Origin of the sequence: Amycolatopsis coloradensis, assembly GCF_001953865.1 — a bacterium.
Taxonomy (GTDB): Bacteria; Actinomycetota; Actinomycetes; order Mycobacteriales; family Pseudonocardiaceae; genus Amycolatopsis; species Amycolatopsis coloradensis.
Window position 1 is genome coordinate 175,940 of record NZ_MQUQ01000010.1, and the last position, 26,644, is coordinate 202,583.

At 67.4% G+C, this 26,644-nt stretch carries 29 protein-coding genes; 16 read left to right on the forward strand and 13 right to left on the reverse strand.

Annotated features, from left to right (window positions below):
• Positions 1-20: 20 nt before the first annotated feature.
• Positions 21-1,661 (reverse strand): glycosyl hydrolase family 18 protein, encoded by a 1,641-nt coding sequence (locus BS329_RS19095; RefSeq protein WP_076162579.1) that lies wholly within the window; start codon positions 1,659-1,661, stop codon positions 21-23.
• 260 nt (positions 1,662-1,921) lie between these two features.
• Entirely contained in the window at positions 1,922-2,353 is a 432-nt protein-coding gene (locus BS329_RS19100) for an RpiB/LacA/LacB family sugar-phosphate isomerase (protein ID WP_076162580.1), read from the reverse strand.
• On the opposite strand from BS329_RS19100, the gene BS329_RS19105 reads away from it, so the two are divergent.
• Positions 2,352-2,825: a TetR family transcriptional regulator C-terminal domain-containing protein gene (locus BS329_RS19105; RefSeq protein WP_143253112.1), complete on the forward strand. Its 474-nt coding sequence runs from the start codon at positions 2,352-2,354 to the stop codon at positions 2,823-2,825. The genes BS329_RS19100 and BS329_RS19105 overlap by 2 nt on opposite strands.
• On the opposite strand, the gene BS329_RS19110 is transcribed toward BS329_RS19105, so the two are convergent.
• Positions 2,822-3,358 carry a DM13 domain-containing protein gene (locus tag BS329_RS19110; protein WP_076162582.1) on the reverse strand — a complete coding sequence of 179 codons (537 nt, stop codon included), beginning with the start codon at positions 3,356-3,358 and terminating at the stop codon, positions 2,822-2,824. The genes BS329_RS19105 and BS329_RS19110 overlap by 4 nt on opposite strands.
• A 46-nt stretch (positions 3,359-3,404) precedes the next feature.
• On the reverse strand, positions 3,405-4,430 hold the full coding sequence (locus tag BS329_RS19115) for a medium chain dehydrogenase/reductase family protein (RefSeq protein WP_076162583.1): 1,026 nt from the start codon (positions 4,428-4,430) through the stop codon (positions 3,405-3,407).
• Positions 4,431-4,599: 169 nt separating this feature from the next.
• Between BS329_RS19115 and BS329_RS19120 the strand changes: the two genes are divergently transcribed.
• Positions 4,600-5,466, forward strand: coding sequence for a bile acid:sodium symporter family protein (locus BS329_RS19120; protein WP_076162584.1), 867 nt, complete (start codon positions 4,600-4,602; stop codon positions 5,464-5,466).
• Positions 5,467-5,720: 254 nt separating this feature from the next.
• Here the strand turns inward: BS329_RS19120 and BS329_RS19125 are convergent, their stop codons facing one another.
• The 3 genes from BS329_RS19125 to BS329_RS19135 form a co-directional block, all read right to left on the reverse strand.
• A complete protein-coding gene (locus BS329_RS19125; RefSeq protein ID WP_084749925.1) occupies positions 5,721-7,202 on the reverse strand; it encodes a type 1 periplasmic-binding domain-containing protein in 1,482 nt (493 codons plus the stop codon).
• Positions 7,199-9,190 carry a hypothetical protein gene (locus BS329_RS19130; protein ID WP_143253113.1) on the reverse strand — a complete coding sequence of 664 codons (1,992 nt, stop codon included), beginning with the start codon at positions 9,188-9,190 and terminating at the stop codon, positions 7,199-7,201. Before BS329_RS19130 ends, BS329_RS19125 begins: the two co-directional genes overlap by 4 nt.
• A gap of 223 nt (positions 9,191-9,413) precedes the next feature.
• A complete protein-coding gene (locus BS329_RS19135) occupies positions 9,414-10,754 on the reverse strand; it encodes an aspartate aminotransferase family protein (protein ID WP_076162586.1) in 1,341 nt (446 codons plus the stop codon).
• An 86-nt stretch (positions 10,755-10,840) separates the two neighbouring features.
• On the opposite strand from BS329_RS19135, the gene BS329_RS19140 reads away from it, so the two are divergent.
• A complete protein-coding gene (locus BS329_RS19140; RefSeq protein WP_076162587.1) occupies positions 10,841-11,737 on the forward strand; it encodes a LysR family transcriptional regulator in 897 nt (298 codons plus the stop codon).
• Here BS329_RS19140 and BS329_RS19145 read toward each other — a convergent pair.
• Entirely contained in the window at positions 11,658-12,884 is a 1,227-nt protein-coding gene (locus BS329_RS19145) for an MFS transporter (protein WP_076162588.1), read from the reverse strand. The two genes, BS329_RS19140 and BS329_RS19145, sit on opposite strands and share 80 nt — an antisense overlap.
• Positions 12,885-12,948: 64 nt before the next feature.
• Here BS329_RS19145 and BS329_RS19150 point away from each other — a divergent pair, with 64 nt between their 5' ends.
• Both BS329_RS19150 and BS329_RS19155 read left to right on the forward strand, forming a co-directional pair.
• A complete protein-coding gene (locus BS329_RS19150) occupies positions 12,949-13,311 on the forward strand; it encodes a MerR family transcriptional regulator (protein WP_076162589.1) in 363 nt (120 codons plus the stop codon).
• Between the two features lie 149 nt (positions 13,312-13,460).
• Entirely contained in the window at positions 13,461-14,600 is a 1,140-nt protein-coding gene (locus BS329_RS19155; RefSeq protein ID WP_076162590.1) for a Gfo/Idh/MocA family protein, read from the forward strand.
• 103 nt (positions 14,601-14,703) lie between these two features.
• Here the strand turns inward: BS329_RS19155 and BS329_RS19160 are convergent, their stop codons facing one another.
• Complete coding sequence (locus BS329_RS19160; RefSeq protein WP_076162591.1) at positions 14,704-15,444, reverse strand: GAF and ANTAR domain-containing protein; 741 nt, start codon at positions 15,442-15,444, stop codon at positions 14,704-14,706.
• Positions 15,445-16,095: 651 nt separating this feature from the next.
• On the opposite strand from BS329_RS19160, the gene BS329_RS19165 reads away from it, so the two are divergent.
• The 6 genes from BS329_RS19165 (at position 16,096) to BS329_RS45185 (ending at position 19,786) form a co-directional block, all read left to right on the forward strand.
• The gene (locus tag BS329_RS19165) at positions 16,096-16,695 is read left to right on the forward strand and encodes a TetR/AcrR family transcriptional regulator (protein ID WP_076162592.1); all 600 of its coding nucleotides are present in this window, start codon (positions 16,096-16,098) and stop codon (positions 16,693-16,695) included.
• The gene (locus BS329_RS19170; protein WP_076162593.1) at positions 16,685-17,566 is read left to right on the forward strand and encodes a crotonase/enoyl-CoA hydratase family protein; all 882 of its coding nucleotides are present in this window, start codon (positions 16,685-16,687) and stop codon (positions 17,564-17,566) included. Before BS329_RS19165 ends, BS329_RS19170 begins: the two co-directional genes overlap by 11 nt.
• The gene (locus BS329_RS19175; protein ID WP_076162594.1) at positions 17,563-18,453 is read left to right on the forward strand and encodes an AurF N-oxygenase family protein; all 891 of its coding nucleotides are present in this window, start codon (positions 17,563-17,565) and stop codon (positions 18,451-18,453) included. The genes BS329_RS19170 and BS329_RS19175 overlap by 4 nt, the downstream gene beginning before the upstream one ends.
• A 19-nt stretch (positions 18,454-18,472) precedes the next feature.
• On the forward strand, positions 18,473-18,730 hold the full coding sequence (locus BS329_RS19180; protein WP_076162595.1) for a hypothetical protein: 258 nt from the start codon (positions 18,473-18,475) through the stop codon (positions 18,728-18,730).
• A 147-nt stretch (positions 18,731-18,877) separates the two neighbouring features.
• Positions 18,878-19,360, forward strand: a complete 483-nt coding sequence (locus tag BS329_RS19185) for a hypothetical protein (protein WP_076162596.1) — start codon at positions 18,878-18,880, stop codon at positions 19,358-19,360.
• 291 nt (positions 19,361-19,651) lie between these two features.
• Positions 19,652-19,786 (forward strand): hypothetical protein, encoded by a 135-nt coding sequence (locus tag BS329_RS45185; RefSeq protein WP_279628164.1) that lies wholly within the window; start codon positions 19,652-19,654, stop codon positions 19,784-19,786.
• Between the two features lie 309 nt (positions 19,787-20,095).
• Here the strand turns inward: BS329_RS45185 and BS329_RS19190 are convergent, their stop codons facing one another.
• Positions 20,096-20,434: a MerR family transcriptional regulator gene (locus BS329_RS19190; RefSeq protein ID WP_076162597.1), complete on the reverse strand. Its 339-nt coding sequence runs from the start codon at positions 20,432-20,434 to the stop codon at positions 20,096-20,098.
• A 794-nt stretch (positions 20,435-21,228) separates the two neighbouring features.
• Between BS329_RS19190 and BS329_RS19195 the strand changes: the two genes are divergently transcribed.
• The gene (locus BS329_RS19195; RefSeq protein WP_076162598.1) at positions 21,229-21,480 is read left to right on the forward strand and encodes a hypothetical protein; all 252 of its coding nucleotides are present in this window, start codon (positions 21,229-21,231) and stop codon (positions 21,478-21,480) included.
• Positions 21,481-21,562: 82 nt separating this feature from the next.
• On the opposite strand, the gene BS329_RS43430 is transcribed toward BS329_RS19195, so the two are convergent.
• Together BS329_RS43430 and BS329_RS19205 are read right to left on the reverse strand one after the other, a co-directional pair.
• Positions 21,563-21,961 (reverse strand): STAS domain-containing protein, encoded by a 399-nt coding sequence (locus BS329_RS43430; protein WP_158075809.1) that lies wholly within the window; start codon positions 21,959-21,961, stop codon positions 21,563-21,565.
• 80 nt (positions 21,962-22,041) lie between these two features.
• Positions 22,042-22,509 carry an ATP-binding protein gene (locus BS329_RS19205; RefSeq protein WP_076162599.1) on the reverse strand — a complete coding sequence of 156 codons (468 nt, stop codon included), beginning with the start codon at positions 22,507-22,509 and terminating at the stop codon, positions 22,042-22,044.
• A gap of 416 nt (positions 22,510-22,925) precedes the next feature.
• On the opposite strand from BS329_RS19205, the gene BS329_RS43435 reads away from it, so the two are divergent.
• The 3 genes from BS329_RS43435 (at position 22,926) to BS329_RS19215 (ending at position 25,277) form a co-directional block, all read left to right on the forward strand.
• The gene (locus BS329_RS43435; RefSeq protein ID WP_158075810.1) at positions 22,926-23,102 is read left to right on the forward strand and encodes a hypothetical protein; all 177 of its coding nucleotides are present in this window, start codon (positions 22,926-22,928) and stop codon (positions 23,100-23,102) included.
• Between the two features lie 844 nt (positions 23,103-23,946).
• Positions 23,947-24,249, forward strand: coding sequence for a hypothetical protein (locus BS329_RS19210; RefSeq protein ID WP_143253114.1), 303 nt, complete (start codon positions 23,947-23,949; stop codon positions 24,247-24,249).
• A complete protein-coding gene (locus tag BS329_RS19215) occupies positions 24,246-25,277 on the forward strand; it encodes a GNAT family N-acetyltransferase (RefSeq protein ID WP_076162601.1) in 1,032 nt (343 codons plus the stop codon). Before BS329_RS19210 ends, BS329_RS19215 begins: the two co-directional genes overlap by 4 nt.
• Positions 25,278-25,472: 195 nt before the next feature.
• Here the strand turns inward: BS329_RS19215 and BS329_RS19220 are convergent, their stop codons facing one another.
• Entirely contained in the window at positions 25,473-25,775 is a 303-nt protein-coding gene (locus BS329_RS19220; RefSeq protein WP_076162602.1) for a hypothetical protein, read from the reverse strand.
• Positions 25,776-25,944: 169 nt separating this feature from the next.
• On the opposite strand from BS329_RS19220, the gene BS329_RS19225 reads away from it, so the two are divergent.
• Positions 25,945-26,643 (forward strand): NUDIX hydrolase, encoded by a 699-nt coding sequence (locus tag BS329_RS19225; RefSeq protein ID WP_076162603.1) that lies wholly within the window; start codon positions 25,945-25,947, stop codon positions 26,641-26,643.
• Position 26,644 lies beyond the last annotated feature (1 nt).

Below are 26,644 nucleotides of genomic sequence, written 5' to 3' on the forward strand. Positions count from 1 at the left end.
CTTTGCCACTGTGAAACCTCTCAGTTCAGGCCGTTGCGCATGGCCGTTACGAGTTCACCGTTACCGGTGTCACCACTGAGCTCCCAGAAGAACGCGCCGCCGAGACCCTGGTTCTTGGTCCAGCCCATCTTGGAGTTGATGGTCGCGGGAGTGTCGTAGCTCCACCAGTTGCTGCCGCACTTCGCGTACGCGGTGCCCGCGATCGTGCCGGTCGACGGGCAGCTGTTCTTCAGGATCTTGTAGTCCTCGATGCCCGCCTCGTAGGTGCCGGGTGCCGCACCGGTCGCGGTACCGCCCGGGGTGTCCTGTGTGACGCCGGTCCAGCCGCGGCCGTAGAAACCGATACCCAGCAACAGTTTGCTCGCCGGGACGCCCTTGGCCTTCAGCTTCTGGATGGCCTCGTCGGAGCTGAAGCCCTGCTGTGGGATGCCCGGGTACGCGGTCAGCGGCGAGTGCGGGGCTGTCGGACCCTTCGCCGCCCATGCGCCGAAGAAGTCGTACGTCATGACGTTGTACCAGTCGAAGTACGCCGACGCGGGGCCGTAGTCGGCGACGTCGAGCTTGCCGCCGCTGCTGGCGTCCGCGGTGATCGCGGCGGTGACCAGGAACGAGGAACCGAACTTGGTGCGCAGCGCCTGTGCCACGTTCTTGATCGCGGCGGGACCGCTGGTGTCACAGGTGAGGCCGCAGGCGTTCGGGTACTCCCAGTCGATGTCGATGCCGTCGAAGACGTCTGCCCACCGCGGGTCCTTGATCAGCTTGTAGCAGGAGTCGGCGAACGCGGCCGGGTTCTTCGAGGCCTGGCCGAAGCCGCCGGACCAGGTCCAGCCACCGAACGACCACAGCACCTTCAAGCCAGGGTACATCTTCTTCAGCTTGCGCAGCTGGTTGAAGTTACCGCGCAGCGAACCCGCGTCCCAGCTGTCCGAGACACCGTCCACACTGGACCCGGCGTCGTAGAACTTGTCGTAGTCGGCGTAGGTGTCGTCGTTCGCGGTGCAGGAACCGTTGGTAACGTTGCCAAACGCGTAGTTGATATGCGTCAGCTTGGCCGCGGAACCAGAAGTGTGAATGTTCTTCACGTGGTAGTTACGCCCATAGACACCCCACTGCACGAAGTAACCGAGGTTCTTCTTCGCGCCCGGGTTCGGGTTCGTGGTCGTCGTGGTCGGCGGGTTGCTCGTGCTGGTCGACGTCGGGGGATTCGACGTGGTCGTCCCGGTGGTCGTGGTCGGCGTCGTCGTCGGGGTGCCGCCGCCAGGGTCGCAGGAGCCGCCGTTGATCTTGCAGTTGGCGGGCGCGGTGTAAGCGCCGGAGTACTTGACGTTGAAGCCGAAGCTGACGGTGCCGCCGTTGGAAACGGTGCCGTTCCAGGTGTTCTTGACGGTCACGTGCTGGCCGGAGACGGTGTAGCTGCCGTCCCACAGCGAGGCGATGGAGTGCCCGGCCGCCAGGTCGAACTCGAGGGTCCAGCCGTTGAGGCTCGAACCCGAGTTATTGGTGATCGTGTACTTGCCTTCCCAGCCGGCGCCCCAGTCCGACCCCTTGGTGAGCGAGGCTCCGACCCCGCCCGCCGCGTTCGCCGGGACAGTCACCAGGCCGACGGCCAGCGCCGCGACGGCCGTGAACAGACCGATCAGATGCCATCTTTTTCTCGACATTTCACTCCTTACAACCCGTGCAGGGAAATGATCTTGGAGAGGATTTCGTCAATGCGAAATCGGCGACATCGCGTTGCCGCGGCCGAGGCCGGGCAGGCGGGGATGCGTCTTCATCGACCACCTCCATGCGGAACGCTTTGTTGCCGCAGACGCTACGTGGTCTGGACCAATATGGGAAGCATCACTACGTAGCGTGGTGATTTTCCTGCGAACGGCCTAATACGTTCGACAGCGTTAACCGTTCACAGGTTCGGTGTGGTTCACCGACGAGGCTCGTCCAATTCGCCGAGCCGGGCGATGTTCGCCGATTCCCGCGCGTCCGGCGCGATACCGGAAAGGAACACTTCGGTGATTTCGACGGCCACGTCGGGGGCGAGCCGTTTGAGGCTCAGAGCCAGCACGTTGGCGTCGTTCCACTTGCGCGCGCCCGCGGCGATCCAGGTGTCCCAGGCCAGCGCGGCGCGGACACCGGGGACCTTGTTGGCCGCGATGGCCGTGCCGGTCCCGGTCCAGCACATCACCACGCCGAAGTCGGCGTCGCCGTCGGTGACCGCCCTGCCCACCGCGGCGCCGAGTTCCGGCCAGTCGTCCGACGTCGCCGGGAGGAGCACCTCGTGACCGGCCTCGGAGAGGAAGGCCAGGACGGCGTCCGTGGTGGCGTTCCGGTCGTCGGCCGCGAAGGCGATCTTCATGGCCGGAATCGTACGCCGCCGACAGGTGACGAACCGGAAGTCGTGGGAGGATCGCGACGTGGACGCGCATTCTCGATGGCGCCGCCCGCCTTGTCGGCGAGACCGGCTTCGCCCGGCTCAAGATCGGCATGGTCTGCGCCAGGGCCGGGGGCCTGACACCCGCTCCGATGGACATGCTGCGCGCGCTGCTGGACGTCTTCTTCGAGCTGCTCACCGACATGCCGCCGCTGAACCGGGCCTTCGTGGTGTTGTGGAAGGACGCGACCGCCGGTACCGGTTCGCCATCGCACGGACCGTCGCCGCCGGGATCGCGGACGGCATTATCGCCGGTGTCCGTGACCCCGACGCGTACGCGGCGGCGCTGGCCGGGCAGGTGCGGGGGGTCGCCGTGGCCGCGATCATCGACCCCGGCGGAATCGATCTGCGTGCCATCCGGGCGGAGATGGAGTACGCCGTGGACCGGCTCGCCTAGGCCTGGACCTTGGCCAGCTCCGCCGCGCCGAACGAGACGTCGAACCGGTCGCACCAGATGGTCACGCTCGAATAGCGCGCCAGATCGGTACCGGCAGGCAGGGTGTAGTTCTGACTTCCCTTGTTGCCCTTGAGTTTCCCTGCGCTCACATGCGCGCCGTCGTCGAAGACGAACCAGCCGTCCTTGCCGGGGACGACCGGCGCGTCAGTGAGCCAGACCCGCAGATCCGGGCCGTTGCTCGTGTCGAGGTTCTCCAGGCGCAGCACCAGCGATCCGTCGGCCGCGCGCAGGATCCGGACGCCGCCGCTGGTCGTGTGTTCGTGGCTGATCAGCTCGCCGGTCGCCACGATCGAGGGCTCTTTCGGTGCGGGCGCGGTACTTTCGGAGAGGGGCGCCGAAGTCCGCGCGACGGGCAGGGCTTCCTGCACGGTTTCGTTCACCCAGAGCTTCCACGGCTGGAACCAGTAGAGGCCCGCGGCCACGGTCACCACCAGTCCGGCCGCCACGACGGCGAGCACCCGCTTGCGTTTCATGGCCCCATTCAACCGCGTGCGGCGCCCGAAACGCGTTACCGGACTCTTACGGCGTGAGCACCACCTTGCCCGCGACCGTCCCGGATTCGGCCAGCCGCATCGCTTCCGCGACCCGGCTCAACGGCAGCCGCGCCGCGACCTGTGCGGTGATCGCGCCGTCCTTCAACGCCGCGAAAACCTGGGTGAGGTCGGCGCGCAGGCGGGCGCGGAAGCGGTTCTTGGCGAAGGAACGCCCTGCCCAGACGTTGAAGAAGTACGCGCTGCGGCCGTTGGGCAGACTGTTCCACAGCAGCACGCGGGCGAGGATCTTGAGCACGGGCAACTGCTTGGAGCCCTCGTCGTCACGGGTGGCGGCGCTGCCGTAGGAGACGAGCGTGCCGCCGCGGGCGAGCAGCTTCCACGACGCGGGCACGCTGGCACCACCGACGTGGTCGAAGACGGCGTCGACACCCTCGGGCGCGAGTTCGCGGACGCGGGCGGAGATGTCCTCGGTGCGGTAGTCGATCGGCATGACTCCCCAGCGCCGCAATGCTTCGTGGTGCCGTTTCGACGCCGTGCCGATCACCTGCGCGCCCGCCTGCGCGGCGAGCTGGACCAGCAGCGAGCCGACGCCGCCGTTCGCGCCGTGGACCAGGATCGTCTGCCCGGCGCGGACCTTGGCCTTGCGGTGCAGCATCTGCCAGGCGGTGATGCCGTTGACCACCGCGGTCTCGGCCTCCTCGGCGCCGATGCCGTCCGGGACCTCCACGACGTCGGCGGCGTCGAGGACCACGTGACTGGCCCAGCCGCCGACCTTCGTCAGCGCGGCGATCCGGCGGCCGGCGAGCGCGGGGGCGACCCCGTCACCGGTCGTCAGCACTGTGCCGACCAGGTCGTAGCCGGGGACGAAGGGGAAGGGCGGCTGGTCGTAGTACTTGCCGCGGCGCATCTGCTGTTCGGCGAAGGAGACTCCAGTTGCCTCCATCGCGACCACGGTCTGGCCGGGGCCGGGTGCGGGCAGCGGGCGTTCCCGCAGCTCCAGGCCTTCCGGCTCTACCTTGCCCGGCAGTACGACCTCGGTCAGCGTGCTCATCTCGATCTCCCTGATTGCTCGTCGTGTCCGTTATAGCCTGTAACTATAGTGAGCACCGCTCTCGAAGGAGTCAAGCGGGGTCACGTCTGGGTTTCGGCACCTTGACCGGGTTGTCACCGCTTGACACGATTGCCGATCTGAAAACGGCATATCGGACGGAGGCCCTTCGATGGGTTCGGCGATGTTCTCGGTTCTCCTGCCGATAGCGCTGGCACTGGTCATGTTCGGACTGGGGCTGACCCTGGCCGTCGGTGACTTCACCCGGGTGCTGAAATACCCCAAGGCGGCCGTCGTCGCGCTGGTGTGCCAGATGATCGTGCTGCCCGTGATCTGCCTCGGCCTCATCCTGCTGTCCGGCCTGGACGGGGTGCTCGCGGTCGGGATGATGCTGCTCGTCGCGTCACCCGGTGGGACGTCGGCGAACCTGTTCAGTCACCTCGCGGGCGGCGACGTCGCCCTCAACGTCACCCTCACGGCGATCAACTCCGTGCTGGCCGTGTTCACCCTGCCGCTGGTGGTGGGGCTGTCGATGGCCGGGTTCCTCGACGGTGGCGCCTCGGTCGGGCTCCAGCCCGCGAAGTTCGTGCAGGTGTTCGCGATCGTGCTGATCCCGGTCGTGATCGGGATGGCGGTGCGGCGCCGGTTCACCGACTGGGCCGAGCGGATGCGCAAACCGGTCAAGATCGGCTCCGCCGTGGTGCTCGTGCTGGTGATCGCGGCCGCGATCGCGCAGGAGAGCCAGACCCTGCTGGACAACATCGGGACGCTCGGGCCGGTGGCGCTGGCGCTGTCCGTGCTCAGCCTCGCGATCGGGTACTACGTGCCGCGCCTGTTCCGGGTGGACCGAGGGCAGTCGATCGCGTCCGCCATGGAGATCGGCGTGCACAACGCCACCCTCGCGATCGCCGTGGCGTTCTCGGTGCTCGGGGACAAGGCGATGGCCGTGCCCGCCGGGATCTATGGCGTGCTCATGTTCTTCCCGGCCGGGATCGCGGCGTTCCTGTTGTCCCGCAACCGGGAGAGCGCGCGGGTTTGAGGGCGGCCGGGTGTCGTGAGTGGCGGTTCGGGTTGGGGCCAAGGGGGTCTTGGGCACCTACCGCGGTGCGCCGGTGGCGGGTTCGCGTGATCAGCGGGACGACACACGTGACGGGATGGACGACACGCGGCGGACCGGCCGCGTCCGCGTGTCGTCCGCCCAGTCACACGTGTTGTCCGTCGGATCACACGTGTTGTCCAAACGCGAACCCCGGCCCACTCGGTGCGTCCTTCACGACCACCTGTGCCGGAGGCTCAACCAGCCGGGGTCGAGAGCTGGACGTACTCGGGCGTGTCGTCCACCCGCACCCGCAGGATCGGCACCGTCTTGTTCACCGGGTCCCCTTTTTCGTCGAACGAGATCATGCCGCTCGCGCCGGGGACCGCGAGCTTGCCGTGCAAGCGGTTCTTGGACTGGAGCACGTCCTGCGCGGTCACCTGGGCGGGCGCGGTCCTCGGGATGCCGCGGATCGCCCACACCACGGTGAGGACGGCGTCGTGGGAGAGGATCGCGATGCCGTCGTCCAGCCGTTCCTTCGGGAACACCGCGCGAAAGCATTCGGCGCAGCCGTCTTCCTGGAAACTCGCGACGGCCGCGGGGTTGAACACCGCCGGTTCGGTGGTCCACGCGCTGGGGTGGGCCAGCCCGGGACCCAGCACGGTCACCTTGGACTCCAGCCCCCGGCGCATTTCCGGGCTCGGCGGGCCGACCAGCGCCAGGTCGCCGGTCAGTACCGTGATGGGCCTGCTGAGGCACGGGCGTTGCGCCAGCCCCGCCACGAACGAGGACAGATGGTTTTCGCGACCCGCGAAGTACACGACTTCCGCTTCGTTGCCACAGATGTTCGGCATCATCTGCAGGAAGGTGTTCTCGATCCCCGGCAGGCTGGAGTCGTACACCTCGGTGCGCCCGACCATCCGGTGGGTGTCGTCCGCGAACCTCTCGGTGAACGCCTTCGCGAGCGTCTTCGGGTACAGATCGCCCGGGTTGACGTCCTGCACCAGCGTCGCCGTATGCGCGGTTTGGCGGACGTAGCCCGCCGCGGCCATGCCGTAGGTGGAACTCGTCGGGGACACCCGCATGAAACCGGGGATCTCGGAGAACTCGTCGGCGGCCACGGGTGAGGCGACGACCGGGATCTTGTGCTGTGACAACCGTTCGATGGCGTCGCGTGCCGAGCCGAGGCTCAGCCCGATCCCGGTGACGGCGACGAGGCGTTCGCGTTCCAGGCGGCCGACGAGGTCGTTCACCACGGGTTCCCAGTGGGTCAGCCTGCTGCCGGGATTGGCCAGCAGCAACCGGATCAGCGGGAGACTGCCCCAGGAACCCGTGGTGTTCGCCCGGCGTTGCGCGATGTAGGCGCCTTGGACCTGGTGCCGCACCCACTCGGCGGACAGGATGTCGTTCTCCACCAGGGTCATCGGCAGCATGACCGCGATCGTCACCGACGGTTTGCCCGAGGCGGCGACCGATTCGTTCTCCCTGCGGATGCGGTCCTCCACTCCGGACAGTTCAGGGGAGAACACGTAGCTTCCGTCCGTCACGCCGACGCATTCGGCGTGCTCACCACGTTTCTCGACCCCGTCCGCGCAGCTGCGCCCGGCTGCGTCGATCGCCGGGACGACGACGAACACGACCACGAGAGCGGCGACGAGCAGGAGCACACCTCCGCCTGCCATCAGCCACTTCGACCACGTCGGCCGTGGCGGCCTGATCCGCTCGCTCCGTGCGGTCATCGGTATCTCTCCGCCCTCTCGTGCAACAGGATGGATCCGCGCCCCCGGCCGTGCGCCAGCTGGTGGAAACCACCTTCGATGGTCGAATTCACCGTCTCGCCAGGGTCTCCGAGCGGATCCGCCGCGATCCACAGCGCGACCACCAGCCAGGACAGGGTGGTCTCCAATTCGCCGTCGGCGTTCCCGGCGTGCGCCTCCAGCTGTTCGTACGGCGCGACGGCGGGGTCCAGCCGGTTGGGCGCCGAGGTGATGACGTCGAGTTCGGCGAGCCACGCCTCGGCGGCCGCCACGTCGAACTCCACCTGGTCATCGGCGAACGGCCTGCTCAGATGCGTGACCACCGCGGCGACGTTCTCCAGCGCCAGATCGTGATAGCGCGCCGCCACGGTTTGACCGTGTTTTTCGTAGAAGTCGCGGCAGCGGGTGTGCACCCGCTCCCAGTTCAGCGGATGATGATCGGCGCGAGAAGCCAGCTCCTGCAACAGGATCCGGCGCAGCCAGGGGTGCAGGACATACTGGAGTTCCTCGCCGGGTTCCGCCCGCAGCCACAGGAGATCCCCGAGTTCCTTGAACAGCGCGCCTTCCTCGGTGGCGTTGCGCAGGTCGACGATGTTCTTGTGGAACAGCGTTTCCACGTCGCGCGCGGCGCTCGCCGTGACGAGGTCCTGCCTGCTCGGCGCCGGAAGGTCCTGCAGCAGATAGGATTGCGCCGCCGCGAGCAAGGTCGTCTCGGTGCCGTCCTCGGCCGTGACGCCGGTTCGCAAGGAGGTGCGCAGAGCCGCGGGGTCACGGGAATCGTAGAGCTGCGCCGACGCGCCGAAGAGGGTCGCGACGGCGCCGGGGTGCCCGTCGGTGAGCCGGTACAGGAACCGCGGCAGCCGGGAGGTCGGGTGAATGTCGCCACGGGCGACGATGTCCACCACGTCGCTCTCGGAAAGTGTGCCGAGTTCGAGGAGATACCACGGATACCAGCGTGGGTCCTCGCCCGCCGTCCAGTCGGATTCCACCTCGGACGGTTGCCGCGGCGACGGCGCGGTGAGCCCGCCGGTCCGGTGCCCGCTCGGCCGTCTTCGTCGCGGCGCGCCCCGCTGCGGCGTCAGCAGCGACCAGCTCTCGTTCCAGTCCGGGTTCCAGCGGCGGCTGGTGGCGATCACCACCAGCGGATCCGGCTCCTCACCGGAGCGATGCCGTGCCTCCGTCAAGGTCCGCAGGAAGACCTGACCGCCCGGGGTGTGCGCGTTGTCCAGCAGGACCACGCTGTTGAGGGTGCGACGGGACCGGTTGACGCCCTGATATGCCAGGCGCAGATCGGTGAGGAAGGCGTCGCAGAAGATGCCGTCGACGGCGGCGCGGTCCTCGTCGTCGCCCCGTGAGTGCTTGGCGATCTCGATGAGGAAGTCCTCGTGGTTGCCGGTGTTGGCAGGCAGCGCCTTGATCTTGCCGAGCAGCCGCCGCCTGTTGTACCAGCCGAGTCCGCGCAGCAGCAGGTCCGTGGCCTCGGACCAGCCTTTGAACCCACCGGCCGGAGCGACCCCGCCGACGAGGCGCACCACGTCGACGATCGTCTCGCGGTTCTGTTCGAGCGGCTGGTTCTCCACCAGCAGTTCGCGGATCTTGCGCAGCGCGGCCCGACGGTCACGCAGTTCCACCGGCGCGCTCAGTACGAGCATGCACAGCCACAACCGGGGGAACGCCAACCGGCCGAACTGTTTCCGGTGCCTGCCGAGGTCGAACGCGAGATTCGCGAGCAGTTCCCGTGGCTGGATGTTCTCCCGTTCGTGCCGTTCGAAATCGAGATAGGCGTGCGGAATTTCCTCGCAGCGCTCGGCGATCGAGTCCAGTAACGCCGACTTCCCGGTACCGCGAGCGCCGAGCGCGACCACGATGGGCAGGGCCCGGCTTTGCCCTTTCGGGCGAGTGAGCAGTTCTTCGACCAATCCTCCGGTAATCGAGCCCAGACCGGATATGCGGGGTATGCCGGCAGGCATCGGCCCCCCTCCCCGCGCGGCTCCCCGATTCGACCGCGCCCGCTGATGAGCGTCGACTATAGACAGCCGATGGCGTAGCCGCAGGGAATCCGGCGGGGACCGAGACGTCGCCGATTCGTGTTAACCGATTTGGCCTAAGATCAGGTCACGGTTGGACCCGGACGGGAAGAGGGAAACCGTAATCCACGCACGGATATGAAGACGTTACGAAGGTGACGAAGAATCACCCGCCGAACCGCGCGCAGGCATGAGTGATCGCCTCGTCCAGAATCCCCAATCCTTCCGCCAGTTCGTCTTCCGTCGCGGTCAGCGGGGGAGCGATCCGGAAAACGCCGCCCATCCCCGGCAACTGCACGATGTTCATGTGCAGTCCCAGTTCGAGACAACGCCGGGTGACCAGCGCGCCCAGTTCGTCCGAGCTCTGCTTGGTGGCACGGTCCACGACGAGTTCCACGCCGGCCAGCAGGCCACGCCCGCGGATGTCGCCGACGACGGGATGACGGACGGCGAGGCCGTCGAGGCCGCGGCGGAGGAAGGCGCCCAGCTCGGTGGCGCGTTCGGCGAGGCGTTCGCGGGTGAGGACGTCGAGCACGGTGTTCCCGACCGCCGCCACCAGCGGGTCGGCGACGTGCGTGGTGAAGAACAGGTAGCCGCGGTCGTGCGCTTCCTGTTCGATCTCCGCGCTCGTGATCACCGCCGCCAGCGGCAGGCCGGCGCCCAGTGTCTTGGACAGGGTCAGGATGTCGGGGACGACGCCGTCGCGTTCGAAGGCGTACCAGTTCCCCGTGCGGCACAGGCCGGTCTGTGCCTCGTCGAGGATCAGCAGCATTCCGCGTTCGCGGCATTTTTCCCGCAGGGCGGCGAAATACCCGGGCGGCGGCTCGATGATCCCGCCCGAGCTGAGGATCGGTTCGACGACGCACGCCGCGAGACTGCCGACGGACTGGGCGTCGATCATTTCGAACCCGAAGTCCAGCTGGCGCTGCCAGTCCAGTTCCCCTTCCGCGGTGAGGAAGTCCGGTCGATAGGTATTCGGCGCGGGGATGGCGAAGTTTCCCGGCGCGGACGGGCCGTAACCCTTGCGGCCCGCGCTGTAGGTCGCGCTCGCCGCCGCCTGCGTCATCCCGTGCCACGACCGGGCGAACGACACGATCTCGTGCTTGCCCGTCACCAGTTTCGCCATCCGGATCGCGGCCTCGTTCGACTCCGCGCCGGTGGTCAGCAGCAACGCCTTTTCCAGCGGTGACGGCAAAGTCTCGGCCAGTCGCCGGGCGAGGTCGACGACGGGACGGCTCAGCATCCCGCTGAACAGGTGGTCGAGCGAGCCGATCTGCCGCCGCACGGTCTCGACGATCTCGGGATGCGAATGCCCGAGAATCGCGCTCATCTGCCCGGACGTGAAATCGAGGATCCGCCGCCCGGACTCGGTGAACAGGTAGCTCCCGGCGGCGTGGTCGATGATCTCGCGGGTGAAGTCACCGGTCCCGGCGTAGCGCACGAGGTGCCGGTCGGCGTCGGCCCAGAAACGGTCGGCGGTGGACAGGTCGGTGGTCGGAGCAGCCATGCCTCGACGGTAAAACGGCGCCGAGCGACACGTCCATCTCACAATTCCGGCTGTGCTGTTCGCCTGTTCCGTACAACAATGGCCTGATGCTCAACCCCTGGAGGCTCAGCCTGCTGAGCAGGCTGGACACCCTCGGCACGGTCCGCGCGGTCGCGAAGGCGGCCAACCTGAGCGCGTCGAGCGTGTCCCAGCAGCTCGCGGTCCTCGAAGCCGAGACGCGTACGCACCTGCTGGAACGCACCGGCCGCCGGGTCCGGCTGACCCCGGCCGGGCTGATGCTGGCCCGCCGCGCGAGAGCGATCCTCGATCACATGGACACCGTCGAGGCCGAGTTGCGCGGCCTCGGTGAGGCACCGACGGGGCTCGTTCGCCTCGGCGCCTTCCAGAGCGCGATCCACACCATCGCCGTGCCCGCGGTGACCCGGCTGGCCCGCTCGCATCCGCAGCTGCAGCTCGAACTGCTCGAACTCGAACCGCATGTGAGCATGCCCGCGCTCCGCGTCGGCGACGCCGACGTCATCATCACCACCACGGACTTCGTCGAGCAGTCGCTGGGCCCGGACATCGACCTCGTGCAGCTCGCCACCGACCCCGTGGTGCTCGTCGTCCCGCCCGGCCATCCGGCCGCGGGCCGGGGCCCGGCCGACCTCTCCGCCTGCGCGAGCGAGCCTTGGGCGTTCGACATTCCCGGGTCGTACATGGCGAACCTCGCCACCCGGCTCTGCCGCGAAGCCGGTTTCGAACCCCGCGTGGTCGCCCGGTTCAGCAACTACATGATGACCTTGCAGCACGTCGAGGCCGGGCACGCGATCGCGCTCCTGCCCGGCCTCGCCGTCGACAAGCGGTACCACGTCGCCACCCGTGAGCTCGCGACGCCGGTCACCCGGTCCATCACCGCCGCGATCAGGCGCGGGTCCGCGCCTCGCGCCGCTGTCGACCTGGTTCTCGAGGCGATCCGGAGGCATCCGGAACTGCCGCTGTGAACCCGTGCCGTCGGGCCAGCAGCACCACGGCGAGCGTCGGCAGGAGCAGGATCAGGACGGTCCAGGGGAACGACTCGGCGCCGAACCCGGCGAGAAGGACGCCACCGGCGATCCCGCCGCCCGCCATCGCGGCGTTCCACAGGGTGACCAGCATGGCCTGCGCGATGTCCGCCACGCCGCCCTTGTCACCCGCCTGCGCGGCGGCGGTCTGCAGCAGGGTCGGGATGCCGCCCCAGCCGAGTCCCCACAGAATTGCCGCGACGTAGACCAGCGCCGGGCTTTCGCCCAGCAGAGCCAAAATCGTCGCTCCGATGGCGACGAGGACGGTGCCGGCGACGGTCAGGGACCGCAGTCGCCGGTCGATGCGGACGCCGACGACCCAGATGCTGACCATCGACGCCAGACCGAACACCAAGAGGATCCGATCGACCGCGCCGCCCATCGAGACGTATTCGAGGAAAGTGGCGATGTAGGTGTAGAGGATGTTGTGCGCCAGCACGAAGGCCAGCGTGACGAACAGGACCGCGGCCACGCCGGGCACGGCCAGGGTCCGGCGCACCGGGAGCCTGCCGCCCTTGTCCTGCCCCGGGAAATCGGGGACGGCCAGCGCGATCCAGCCGAGCAGGCCGAGCGCGATCGCCGACATGAGCGAGAACGTCACCTGCCAGCCGAAGAGGTTGCCCAGGAACGTTCCGGCGGGGATGCCGAGCGAAAGCGCGAGCGGGATACCGGTCATCACCACGGCGATCGCCCTGCCCTGCACCGGTTCCGGCGCCATCAGCCGGGCATACCCGGCCAGCAGCGCCCAGACCACGCCCGCCGCGATCCCGGCGACGAATCGCGCGCCGAGGGTCAGGGGGTAGTTCGTGGACAGCGCCGTGACCGTGTTGGCGACGGCGAAACCGGCCACCCCGGCCAGGAGCAAACGTTTGCGGCGCCAGCCGGCCGTCGCGGCGGACAGCGGGATCGCGGTGAGCGCGGTGCCGATCGCGTACACCGTCACCAGCTGGCCGGTCGCCGCTTCGCCGACGCCGAGACCGGCGCTCATCGCGGGCAGCACCCCGGCGGGCAAGGCTTCGGTGAGGACGGTGACGAACGCCGCCGTGGTCAGCGCGAGCAGCGCGCCCAGTGGGAGTTTCGGAGTCATGGTCCGTATGCTCGAACCATCACATAGATGTGAAGGTCAAGCCGGGCGGAGTGAGGTGGCGCACATGCGGATCGGTGAGCTGTCGGAGCGGACGGGGACGTCGCGCCGTCTGCTGCGGTACTACGAGGAACAGGGTCTCATCATCTCGGAACGGCAGGCCAACGGCTACCGGGACTACGACGAGTCGTCGGTCGACCGGGTCATCCAGGTCCGGGGCCTGCTCGACGCCGGGCTGCCGACGCGGATCATCAAGCAGATCCTGCCGTGCCTCGACAAACCCCGGCAGATCTACTTCCCGGACGCGACCAGGGAGATGCTCGAAACCCTGGAGACCGAACGCGACCGGATGACGCGGCGGGCCGAATGCCTGCTCCGCAACCGGGATGCCATCACCGAGTACCTCGACGCCGTCCGCGCTCGCCGGTGAGCCGAAGGACGTTTTCCCCGGATCGGGCCCGGGGAGCTCCTTTCGCCGCGTCTCATGTGGGGAAGATCCCCTTCAGGTCTCTTCGGCCTTGACACGGTGAGAAAGCGCTTTCAGGATGAGCGTGGGAAAGCGCTTTCAAAGGAGAACGGATGACCACGCGGAAACTCGGCGTCGTGATGAACGGCGTCACCGGGCGGATGGGCTACCGGCAGCACCTGGTGCGCTCGGTGCTGGCGATCAGGGAGGCGGGCGGGGTCGAGCTGGCCGACGGGTCGCGGGTCCAGCTGGAGCCGGTCCTGGTGGGGCGCAACGCCGACAAGCTCGAAGAGATCGCCAAGCGGCACGGGCTGACCCGCTGGACCACCGACCTCGACGCCGCGCTCGGCGACGACGACCTCCCGCTCTACTTCGACGCGCAGCTGACCGCCGTCCGGGAGAAGTCGATCGTCCGCGCCATCGACGCGGGCAAGCACGTCTACACCGAAAAGCCGGTGGCGGAGTCGGTCGAGGGCGCGCTCGCCCTGGCGCGGCACGCGGAGGCGGCCGGGGTCAAGAACGGCGTCGTCCACGACAAGCTGTACCTCCCCGGCCTGCTCAAACTGAAGCGGCTGATCGACAGCGGCTTCTTCGGCCAGGTGCTTTCCGTGCGCGGAGAGTTCGGGTACTGGGTCTTCGAGGGCGACTGGCAGGCGGCGCAGCGCCCGAGCTGGAACTACCGCGCCGAAGACGGCGGCGGCATCGTCGTCGACATGTTCTGCCACTGGAACTACGTGCTGGAGAACCTCTTCGGCGCCGTCAACGCCGTGACCGCGAAGGCCGTCACCCACATCCCGGAGCGCGTCGACGAGAAGGGCGAGCGATACGCCGCCACGGCCGACGACGCCGCGTACGCGATCTTCGAGCTCGAAGGCGGGGTCATCGCCCAGCTCAACTCGTCCTGGTGCGTGCGGGTGCACCGTGACGAACTGGTGGAGTTCCAGGTCGACGGCACGCGCGGCAGCGCCGTCGCGGGTCTGCACAAATGCGTCGTCCAGCCGAGGGAGGCCACGCCGAAGCCGGTGTGGAACCCGGATCTGGCCGAGACCCGATCGTACCGCGCGCAGTGGCAGGAAGTGCCGGACAACGAGGACTTCAGCAACGGTTTCCGCGCCCAGTGGGAGCAGTTCATCCGCCACGTCGTCGAGGACGCGCCGCATCCGTACGATTTCATGGCGGGCGTGCGCGGCATCCGGCTCGCGGAAGCCGGTCTCGAGTCCTCGCGGGAGAACCGCCGGATCTCGCTCGCCTGACGTCGTGTGATCGCCGCTCAGTCACGCGTGTTCGCCGCTTAAGCACGCGTGTTCGCCGTCCAGTCACGCGTGATCGCCGGACGGCAGGCCGGACCTCGCTCGCTTAGCGGCCGAAGACCGCTCCAGGGTCCTCGGCGATCAGCACCGAGATCTCCCGGATCTTGCGGTTCGTGTGCTGTGACGCCTCGGTGAGCCAGCGGAAGGCTTCCTCGGCGTTCAGTTCCAGACGTGCCATCACGATGCCCTTCGCGGTGGCGATGGCGTCCCTGGTCTCCAACGCGGCGACCAGGGTGTCCGCCTGTTTTTCGGCGGCGGCCCAGCGGGACGCGGTCAGGATGATCGCCGAAATCGCCGAAGTGAACATCGCGACCAGGGCCGCCTCGACCGGGTCGAAGGCGTTCTCCTCGAAGCTCCAGACGTTGAGCGCCCCCGTCAGCGGCTCGGTTTCACGCCGGTTGACATGTGCTTCGTCGGGGACGAACAGCGGGCAGGCCAGCGCGGTCCGCACGCCGAGCTGTTCGGCGGCGGCCGCGAAATCCGGCCAGCGTTCGGCGGCCGTCTCCAGCCGGGTCCGGACGATCGTCCCGCCCTCGGCGGCCTTCAGGCAGGGACCCTCGTTCGCGCTGTACTGCGCCTTGTCCAGGGGGAGCAGGGACTCGTCGGTGACGGCGACGGTGCTCGGCTCGTTGTCGGAGTACAGCGTGACGGTGGCGGCGTCCGCGCCCGGCAGCAGGCCGACCACCTTCTTCGCCACCCGCTCCAACAGGTCGTCACGGGGCTCGTCGAGCCTGATCGACTCCGTGAGTTCCCGCAACGCCGACGCGGTGTCGCGAAACTGATCCATCATGTCCCTTTCCCACGGCCGGTCCGGGCGGACAGGCCTCCTCAAAACGTACTCGTTCCGGCTAGCCGGGCATTGGCCGATTCGGGGTAACCCTCGGACGGTGACCCGCCGGTTCGACGGTCAGCACCTAAGCGCTAGTGCCCCGCTCGCGTTTCGTCCTCTGGTTGAGGTAGTTGCACGCGCAACTACCGCAACCAGAGGACTACTTGCAGGTGGTGGCCGTCGTGTCGTGTCTGTGGGCTCCCTTCGCCGCATCTGACGCGGCGAAGGGAGCCTGCGGCCCCGGTCTGTCGCGGGTCGCAAGTGGCCCCAATGTGGCATTGGGTGCGTTGGGTGCACCCGATGCCACATGGGATGCACGCGGCCTCGCGTTCGCCCTGGCCGCAAGTAGCCGACTACTTGCTCCGCCCGGCCCGCGCACCAGCGCTCCCAATGCCACATCGGGACCGCTCAACGCCCCCAATGCCGCATTGGGGCCATGCCCCCGAGCGCGCCAACCGAACGCAAGTAGTCCTCTACTAGTTGCGGTAGTTGCACACGCAACGAACGCGAGTAGTCCTCTGGTTGCGGTAGTTGCACGCGCAAGGACCGCAAGTAGAGGATGAAACGCGGGGCGTTGCTGAAGTGCGGAATCCGTGCTTCACTCCTTGCGTGCCGTACCGACGTACCCCGAAGACGCAGGCCAGGCTGGACTCCCAGCGCGGGGAAATCCTCGCCGCCGCCATCGCGTTGCTGGCCGAGACCGGCTACGCGGGCTGCTCGATGGCCGCGGTCGCCGCGCGGGCGGGCGTCGGCACCGGAAGCGTGTACCGGCAATTCCCCTCCAAGGCCGACCTGGTCGTCGAGGTCTTCCGCGAGGTGGTCTCCCGCGAGGTCACGGCCGTCGAGGCCGCCGCGTCCCAAGGTGACGTCCGGGAGCGGGTGGTCGCGGTGATCGAGACCTTCGCGGGCCGGGCGCTGAAGGCCCCGCGGCTGGCGTACGCCTTGCTGGCCGAACCGGTCGACGCCGTGGTGGAGGCCGAGCGGCTGGTGTTCCGCCGCGCGTTCCGCGAAGTGATCGCCAGGAACATCGCCGACGGAGTCGCCAGGGGACTGCTGCCCCCGCAGGACGCCGAAGCGACCGCCGCCGCGCTGGTCGGCGCGGGCGCGGAAATGCTGGTCGGCCCCCTGGCCGGGGACGGCGGCCCGGACACGATCCCGAATCTGGTCACGTTCACCCTTCGCGCGCTGGGAGGTTCCGATGGCGTTTGAGACGCTCACCTACCGCGTCGCGGACCGAAAGGCCTACCTGACGTTGAACCGCCCAGAGCGGCTCAACGCGATCACCGACGTCATGCCCGGGGAGATCCGGCAGGCCGTCGAGCGGGCGAACGAGGACGACGCGGTCCGGGTGATCGTGGTGCGGGGCGAGGGCCGGTCGTTCTGCGCCGGGTACGACCTCAAGCAGTTCGCCGAGCAGGACGCCGAAGGCCGCTGGAACCAGGGCCCGGTATGGGATCCGGTCAAGGACTACCGGGTGATGAAGCGCAACACCGACGACTTCTTCAGCCTGTGGCGGTCGCTGAAACCCACGATCTGCCAGGTACAGGGACACGCGATCGCGGGCGGCAGCGACATCGCGCTGTCATGCGACGTGCTGCTCATGGCGACCGACGCGCGCATCGGCTATCCGCCCGCACGGGTGTGGGGCTGCCCGACGACCGCGATGTGGGTCTACCGCGTCGGCGCCCAGCGCGCGAAACGGATGCTGCTCACCGGCGACACCATCGACGGCGCCACCGCGGCGGAATGGGGGCTCGCGCTCGACGCCGTGGACCCCGGACAGCTGGAAACCGCCACCGAGGAACTGGCCGACCGGATGGCCGGGGTGCCGACCAACCAGCTGGTGATGCAGAAACTGATGATCAACCAGGCCTACGACAACATGGGCCTGTCCGGCACCCAGACACTCGCGACGTTCTTCGACGGCATCACCCGGCACACGCCGGAAGGCCGCTGGTTCCGCGAGTTCGCCGCACGCGACGGTTTCCACGAGGCGGTGGCCTACCGCGATTCCGGACAGGTCATCCCGGACGGCGGCGGACCGCTGCCGGAGAGCAAGGATTTGAGGAGGTCGTCATGACCGCGAACACCGAAAGTGAACGAGTCGCCGAGCGACTGCAACGTTCTTCCGCACGGCTTTCCTACGACCCGGACGTCGACGTCGACTGGATGGCACCGTTGGTCGACGGTGCCTACGGCAAGGCACCGGAACGATGTTCCCTGTACGGCACCGAGTTGTGGGAACGGCTCGACGAGGACCAGCGCGCCGAACTGAGCCGTCAGGAGGCCGCGGCCGCGGCGGCGTCGGGGATCTGGTTCGAGCTGATCCTGATGCAGGGCCTGGTGCGCCACGTGTACAACAGCGACCCGACGACGCACAACGCCCAGTACGCGCTCACCGAGATCGCCGACGAATGCCGTCACAGCACCATGTTCGCCCGCTCGATCGCGAAGACCGGCGGTGTCGTCCGCCGCCCCAGCCGCTCGGCGCACCGGGCGGGCAAGGTGTTCGGCGCGGTCTGCGGCCCGGCGCTGCTGTTCGCCGGAGCCATCTACGTCGAAGAACTCGCCGACGGCATGCAACGCGAGATGATGCGCGATTCCAGCCTGCAACCGATGATCCGGATGATCTCGCGTATCCACGTCATCGAGGAAGCGCGCCACATCAGCTTCGCCAAGGACGAACTGGGCAGGGCATGGGCCCGCCACGGCCGAGCCGGTCGCGAGCTGATCCGCTGGGCGATCGCAGGCATGGCGTACGTGGCGACGTCGGAGTTGTTGCACCCCAAGGCATACACCTCCGTCGGACTCGACCCCCGCGAAGCCCGCCAAGTCGCCGCCGCGAACCCGCACTGGCGCCGGACGAAGGCGGCGTGGGCGGCCAAGGCCGTCGAGTACTTCACCGACATCGGGCTCATCGGCGGCCCGAGCCGCCGTCTGTGGCGCCGTGCCGGCGTCCTTGACTGAACTTCGACGAAAGGAACCCATGTCCGCACGCACCGGCCAGGTCCTCGGCTTCACCATCGCCGCGACCGGTCTCGCCCACTTCGCCGCCCCGGCCGCGTTCGAACCGGTGACGAAGATGGCCTTCGCCGACGACGTCCGCAACTGGACCTATCGCAACGGCGCCACCGAACTCGCCATCGGGCTCGCGATCGCGGCGGCTCCCACCCGGAAGGCGGGGTTCGCGGGACTGGCCGTCTACGCCGGTTGGCTCGCGCGCCGCGTTCTCACCCGGCGCTGACGGGTCGGCGGGGGTACCCTATCAATGCCCACGCCGGAAGCGCCGAGACCACGCTCTTCGCGTCGATCATCCCACTGAAGCCGATCCCCACCACGGTCGGCGGACCAGGAGCCCGAGCGTGTCTCCCAGTCGAGAGCGGTGCCTGTCGTGAACCCCCGCCTGGTTTTGGCCGCGGCGGTGGAAGAACCGGTCTGGCTGCGGTGGACGGTGGTGCCCGAGGAGGACCGGGCGCTGACTTTCGTCTATCTCGTCGCCCGCCGGACCGGCCGGTCGCCCGCCTCGGCGGCGAGATTGTGCACTCGCCTGCTGTCCAGGCGTACCCGTGGCCGGACGGCCGGAGCGAGAAACGCGCGGGCTTCTTGGGTGGCGGAGCTGCGCGTCCGGCTCCGGCGGCGGCGCCGTGCCCAGGTGTTCGACGAGGCCCTCGCCGACGCGACGGTGCTGGACGAGCTGGCCTTGTTGCCGCCGCGCCAGCGGTTCGCGGTGTGGGAAGCGGTGATCCGGCATCGGAAGGTCACCGATATCGCCCAGGACACCGGCTGGACAAGGGGACAGGCCGGCCGTCTGCTGCACGCCGGGATGTCTTCGCTGGCCACGCGGGTGAAGTCCGGCCAAGGAGATCTGTCGTGACCACGACGACCCGGGGACCGGAGATCATCGGCAAGGAACTGGATTCGCTGCGCCGGCGGGTCGTCGCGGTGCAGCGGCTCAGCCAGGTGCCGGGCCGGATCTGCCGCTGATCCACTCCCACGTCGCCGCGAACGGGCGTAGACACGAGGGAGGGAAGCACGGCCTGAGATCCAAGCACGCAAGCGATACGACCTCGTCCGGTGCACCGTCGTCGGGCACATCCACTACGGACTGCTGATTGAAACCGGAGACGGCGAGCCGTGGCCCGCTGTCGGCCAGCAGCTTCGCTGTGTGGTCTTGGGCTATGCGAGACGCGGCAACCGCATCCCGGTCGCGGCGACGCCGTCGTACGTCGATGCCCTGGCCGCGGCCGAGGACCGTGTCGCCGCCGCGAAGGCCTACCGCCGACCGGAGCAGGACGCCTGACGTTCGCGGTCCCTGCCGGCGGGTTTCCGCTCTGGTGCGAAAGTCTCGCCGTCCGGTGGGGATGGGTGCCAGGCTGTTCCCGTGTCTAATCCGGCAGGAACCCGACTACGCGCAAGACGGCAACGGGGGAGACAACAGTTGCCCGTTGTGGCGGATCGTGCGCTGAAACTCAGCCCAGCAGCGCGGCGTCGCGGACCACCGTGGTGTGCCGTGAACCGCGGCCGCCGAAATGCTGAGCCGGTCGGCGAGTTCGAACCCGAGCCCGCCGGTCCAGTGTGCCGGTAGCCGGATCCACGGCACCGCGACGGCTTATTCGGCGGTGCGGAGTTCGTTGTTCTGGCGCCGGGACTCATAAAGCTGGTCTTCGAGGGAGACGATGCGGCAGGCGGCGTCGACAGCCGTGCCTTGGTCGACCAGTTCCCGCACGCGTCCGGCGATGCGCAGCTGGTGCCGGGAGTAGCGGCGGTGTCCGCCTGCCGAGCGTTGCGGTATGATCAGACCGGCTTCGTCGAGGCTGCGCAGGAAGTTCTGGGTGGCACCCAGCATCTCCGCGGCCCGGCCCATCGTGTACGCGGGGTAGTGGTCGTCGTCGAACTTGTCGGCCCCGCCCGAAACGGAAGCAGGGGTTTCGCGCTGGTCAGGAATCATTCCACCTCCACATCACAAGGGACCCCGGGCGCCATGTGCGGCGCCCGGGGTCCCAGGGGTTGGGTTTCACCATTGTCTACCGGCCGTGAGGCCGATGTCGTGCATCCGCAGTGTCCGTCCGAGAGGCGGACGATGCGGAGATCGCTGATTCGTAACCGAGAACCACCTTCCAATCCGATGACCCTGCGGTACCCGCGCGGCACTATTGCCCAGCCGCTGCGGGCGATCCAATGATGTTCCCGTTCCCTTCTATCCTGTGTTTTTCTCTTACCGGGTACTGCCTGTACTGCGACTTTCGCGGACATCACCGGCTGGAACCCTTTCACTGATCGGTCCCAGCACGCGTCACGCCGCTGGTCACTGCCCGGAGCCCCGTCGAAAATCGGCTCCGGGCACCTGACCGGTCCTGCATCAACTACGTGCAACTGCTTACTGCTCTTGCGAACTGCGTACTTCCGTTACTGCACTACCTTGCCGGGACCGGCCTTGCTGCTCGCGTCTTCACTTCTCGATCCCGGTACTTCTCCGGTCACCAGCCGAAACCTGTTCACCGATTGGCTTCGTCCTGCCTGACCGCCTTGTCTCACTTCGCGGGTAGTTCCGTCATCTCCCGCGCCTGCTAGACGTTGTCTCTCTCGGTACGAGAAGAACACTACACACACCCGGTGTCGAATGTCTACCCCCGTCACCATAGATTTGCTCCTGTCGTGGCGTGGAGGGACAACCGGTGCGGCAGATCCGCAGGTCACTGCGGGGAGGCGACGGACGACATCACTCGAAAGGGCAAGGCTGGGATGACCGACCCGACCGCACGGCAGGACCCGTTCGGCCTGATCGGGGTGCGCGACCACCGGGAGTACGTCGACGCCCTCAAACGCTTGACCGAGCAGGGCCGCCGCGAACGCTGTGTCGCGCTGCTGTCGCAGACCGAGGCTCACGTCGTGGCGGAATTGCTGGGCCAGTACGCCCTCCAGCACCCCTCCGGACATCTCAATCAGCTCGCCGCCACCCTCTCGGCGCGCCTCTACAGCCGCCTCGGCGCCTGAACGCACAGGGAAACGCGCTGGGCTGGCGACCTGGACGCCGGGTTCGCCTGCTGGTCGGTACCCGAGCAACAGCCGCGCCTTGTCAGCGTTCCGCTCGCGGAGGCCGGTTTGAGGCTTCAAGGGCTTCGTCGACGGTGTGATAGAGCCGCAGCACGACGTCGAGGCCGGTCACTTCGATGGGCCGGATCACCGTGCTGTTGGAGTCCACGGCGATCCGGAGTGATTTCCCGTGTGTTTCCGCGTACCTGTCGGTGGTGATCAGGGTGGCGAGGCCTGCGGAGTCGAGAAAGTCCACTCTGGTCAGATCCAGAACGCAGGCATCGGCGGTGCCGTCGATAGCCGTGATGAGCGCCGCGCGTAGTTTCGGCGCCGCCTCGGTGTCGACTTCGCCGGTTACCGCGAGCACGACGTTCCCGTTCACGACACGGCTGACGATGCCCAGGTCGGGTGGCGGCGGCTCGGCCTGGGACGGTTGACTCACAACGGTCGACCGTACCGGACCGGCGACGCTGGCAAAGGGGTCGCCGGTCCGGATTCCACCCGGTCCGGTGCCGCGCACGGTCAGTCCTCGCTGTGCCAATCGCGTGCCGAGGCCAGGTGCGGCGCGTGACCGCTGCTTCCCTCTTGGTGCAACGCGAGTTCGACCCACACCGTCTTGTGATCGACATAGTTTTCGACGCCCCAAGCGGAGGAGAGCCGGTCGATCAGCAGCAATCCACGTCCGCCGGAACCGTCCGGGGTCCGTCGCCGCGGTTGACGTGGCGACGCGTCATCGACCTCGATCCGCAGGTACCGGCCCTGTTCCGCGAGGCTGAGGCGGCAAGCGCGGGGTGCGGCACCGTGCCGGTGGGCGTTGCTGACCAGTTCGTCGGTCACCAGAACCGCGTCGTCCACGATGAGCCCCCGGTAGCGGCGGAGCACCTCGCGGACGCCATGCCGGACGTCCCTGGTGGCGATCGTGCCCAGGTCGTAGGTCACGGCGCCCGGATTCGCCTCATTGCGGTTACTGATTTCCGGCTGTGTCGACATCCGTCCCACCCGCCTCGTCAAGACGCTCGATTGCAAACATCGCGCACTTGTACCGGTACCCCATGGTGAACAACGGCAAACTCCAAGGTCGGACGCGTCACCCAACGATGCTCACGGGTGAGGAGTCCGGCGTCAGGCGCTGCGGGACCGGCGGCCATGACTGGGGGCACGGAGGGCGGCGTGGTGGCGGAGGGTGAACTGGACGACGTCGACGAGTAGATCTGCCGTTTTCCCTTACGGCGGGCGCGGACGAGGCCGGCCAGTTTGAGTTTGCCGAGGTGCTGGCTGGTGGTGGCAACGGTTTGCCCGGTTTAGGTGGCGAGGGTGCCGACATGATATGCAGGCGGAGGCGGCCGAGAGAGGCCCGAAGGTCGCCGCAGTGTCTCGCACTCAATGGCGCAAACCCCGGCACCGCGATGATATTCCAGTCCTTCGCCCTGATGGGCCTCGACGGGCTGGTCCGCGAATCCGGCCTGCTGCTGATGGACGAACCGTTCTCCGCGCTCGACGTGCGGACCGCCGAGAAGCCCGGGGTTCACGGCTCAGGTTACGTTCGTGAGTTGCTGATGACTCTTGGTCTACACCAAGAGTAGCGAGATGGTGGCCCGGAGGTAGTAGCCGGTGCTAACGTTTTGATCGTCTACTGACATCCAGCTGTGACTTACGAGACTGCGGCTCGATGGCATGGATCCTGGAGGGAGATGTTGGTGCGGACGGTTGTCGTAAGTTTTGGGGTGCGCGGAACAGTGTGGTCGAAGTGAGGCCACCCGGCGGTCCCGACTGGAATTGAGTGTGGGTACGGCGCGTTCTTGGCGTGCCAGCCGAACTCCGCGCGCCTGGACGCCTATCGAGTGCCATGGCCGCAGGAGTGGGACTTCTTCACCGGATTGAGTAAGGACTCGGTTGTCGCATACCGGGACCGGAGACGACGGTCGGCTCAGCCGGTTGCACGAGCGTCAGGTCGGGGTTCGGCAGCTCGCCGGAGTGAACCGTGAATACGACCTGCACAAGAACGAGACCTGGCAGATCGCTCGCCGGGTTCCGGGTCTCTACTGGAAGGAATGCGGAGAAAGGGACGAGGCGCGATGTGAGACGGTGCCAGAACCTGCTCTGGTGTACCAACTGGAGAACCTGTCCGGGCACCCTCGCCTCTGCGGAAGGTCTGTGATCGGAGTCGAGCGTGCGGTCTCTTCGGCTGGCGGGCGAGCACGGGACGGTCCGCTGGTAGCCCATCGGGTCGTCGCGCCGGATCTATCATGTGGCAACTGACCGGTCTGCGACGCAGACTTGCCCTGGCAAAACCGCCGCACAGTTGAGTGTTCTCCTTTTCCATGCGGACACGCGACAGGGCAGCAGAAATCGGAGCGATGCTGCTTGCCACGCTCAAGGTGATGGTTCCTGCATGGTCGAAAGGACAAGCTCTATACGTCTTAGCTCTTGAAGCGCAGTACCGCTTTCCTTTTGCCGGTACGGTTCTTTCTCGAACCTGCGTTCACTTCGGGATGGCCGTCAGGCTTGGCGACGTGGGGTGTGATCGCCGTGCGGTACTTCATGGCTATCTGGATCATCGTGCTGGCACCGCACCTGGCAATGGGGTTGCTCCTTGAATTGCCCGGTTCCGCCCTGGTGATGATCGCACTGCTGCTCTGTGCGGCTTCTCGTCGTGGACGGCCGACGTTGTCGGAGGACTTGGGTCGCGCCAGCGAAAGGCGGGACGTTGAAAAAGGAGTGTATGTGTGACAAGAGATCTGAGAATCGAGCGTTTTGACCCCGCCGCTGCCACAGAGGCCGACTTCGTCGCCTATCACGGCGTGATGGCCGCGAGTCAGGCAGTCGATCGGCCAGGCGAACCTCCGCTCCCTTTCGGAGAATTGGTCACGCGGATGACGAGGCCTCAGTCGGGCATGGGAGCGACCGCATACTGGGTCAGCCGCCGCGACGGCGAAGTCGTGGGATTCGCCGAGGTGTACTTTCTCGAAGCGGAGAACAGTGATATCGGACAGACTGACGTGAGGGTTCATCCTGCTCATCGGCGCCAGGGGATCGGTGTGGCGCTCTTGCGTGCGCTGGTGCCGGAGTTCAAGCTCCAAGGCCGCCGACTTGTCGAAAGTTGGGAAGTGGCCGAGGGGACCACGGGGCAGGGCTGGGCCGAGGCGCTGGGCTTTCGGCCGGTTTGGACTATTGCGAGACAAGTGCTGGTGATCGCCGAAGCAGACAAGGAATTGTGGGATGTGGCCGTGCCTGCCGGCTACCGGCTCTCGCAGTGGGTAGGTTCCGTGCCTGAGGATCTCGCCGATTCCTATGCTGTGGCACGCGGAGCGATGCAGGACGCCCCGTTGGGGAAGTCGGAATATCGGCTGTCAGAGTGGTCGGTTTCGCGAGTTAGAGCCTATGAAGCCGAGTTGCGGTCGCATGGGCTCGTGCAACGAGTGGTGGCTGCGGTACATGAGACGTCCGGAGCCATCGCCGGATTTACCGAGTTGTGTGTGAATTCGCGACGTCCGGGCTGGGGCTATCAGCGTGACACCGCGGTACTGGCCTCCCATCGAGGCAACGGCCTGGGCCGCTGTATCAAGGCGCGTATGGCGCGGTGGGTGTCGGCTGATCACCCCGAGGTGGATCGGATCAGCACAACGACCGGCGCCGAGAACGTGCACATGATCCGAGTGAATCAGGCGATCGGGTACACGACATTGCGTTATCTGATCGCTGTCCAGCAAGAACTTTCCTCAGTAGAAACCGCCCTGGCAAACCGCGCCGAGATTTGATCTGCGCACCGAGGGATGTCTTCAACCAGTCGTCGCGAACGTGTTGATTGTGTTGTCCAAGTATCCTTGCCTGGCCTCGGCGGGTGTGAGACTGCCGAGGCGGAGTCGGGGGCGGCGGTTAAGTTCGCTGGCGACGCGGCGGTAGCAAGCTATTCTTGTTCTCGTCGAGGTCGCGTTGCCAGGGGTGCGTGCGGGTCACGGGAGCGGGCCGAGGGCAACATGCCTACCGTCCCATACTTGTGCGTTCTGCGAGCCTGCCCCTCCGAAGTACTCGGCCTCGATGTAGGCCACAGGACCGTCCGTCGAACAATCGGCCAGCTTGCGGAATCCGCTGGGCCGGGGTGCGCCGGCGATGGTGACCGCATCGAAGAGTGCGTCGGTCATGGGGAGCAGTGACAGGTGCTGTGCGAGCGGCACGATGTGTGCATCGTCGGTAACACCGATCAGCTTGCTTAGTGGTGGATGGGTGGCGACGACGGCTTGCAGGTAGTACCCCATGTCCTCATTCTTGCTGGGTCGCTGGTCTTGCCGGACGGTAAGGCGGCTGTAGAGACCGTCGGCCTCGCCCAGGGCTGATAGAGAATGGCGTGGACTGAGGTCGAAGGGCGACGCTGGTCGGCTGGCGGCGACCGGGCGGGGTGGGGACGTTAGTAGGTAGTCTTCGCCCATGAGCCGCGCCCGGCAGACAGTGACGCTCACCGCTGACTTGGTCATCCTGACCATTCGAGACGGTGTGCTGTGTGTGCTGCTCGTGGAGCGGAAGAATGAGCCGTTCCGGGGCCGCATGGCGTTGCCGGGTGGATTCCTGCGTGGTGACGAGTCGCTGGAGGAGACCGCTGCGCGTGAGTTGGCCGAGGAGACGGGTCTCGATGCCGAGGCGTTGAAGCTGGAGCAGGTGGGCGTGTACTCCGCGCCGGATCGGGATCCCAGGCGTCCGCGGGTGGTAACTTGCGCCTACCTTGCTATCGCACCGAACCTGCCGGTGCCGGTCGCCGGGTCAGACGCACGAGCCGCCCAGTGGCTGCCAGTCGTCGAGGCCGTTGATGTGGGCCTGGCCTTCGACCATGATCGTATCCTGGCCGATGCGGTGGAGCTGGCGCGTACGTTGCTGCAGTTCAGTACCATCGCCACGGCCTTCTGTGGCCCTGAGTTCACCATCGCCGACCTGCGCGAGGTCTACGAGGCCGTGTGGGGTGTCGTGCTGGACAAGCCGAACTTCCACCGCAAAGTCACCGATGCCGACGGCTTTGTCGTGCCTACCGGCGGCAAGCGGCCTTCCCTCACTGGCAGGCCCGCTGCCCTCTATCGCGCGGGCGAGGCGGCTGAGCTGGTTCCCCCGATGATGCGGTCGCGCTTCGGGGCGTGAC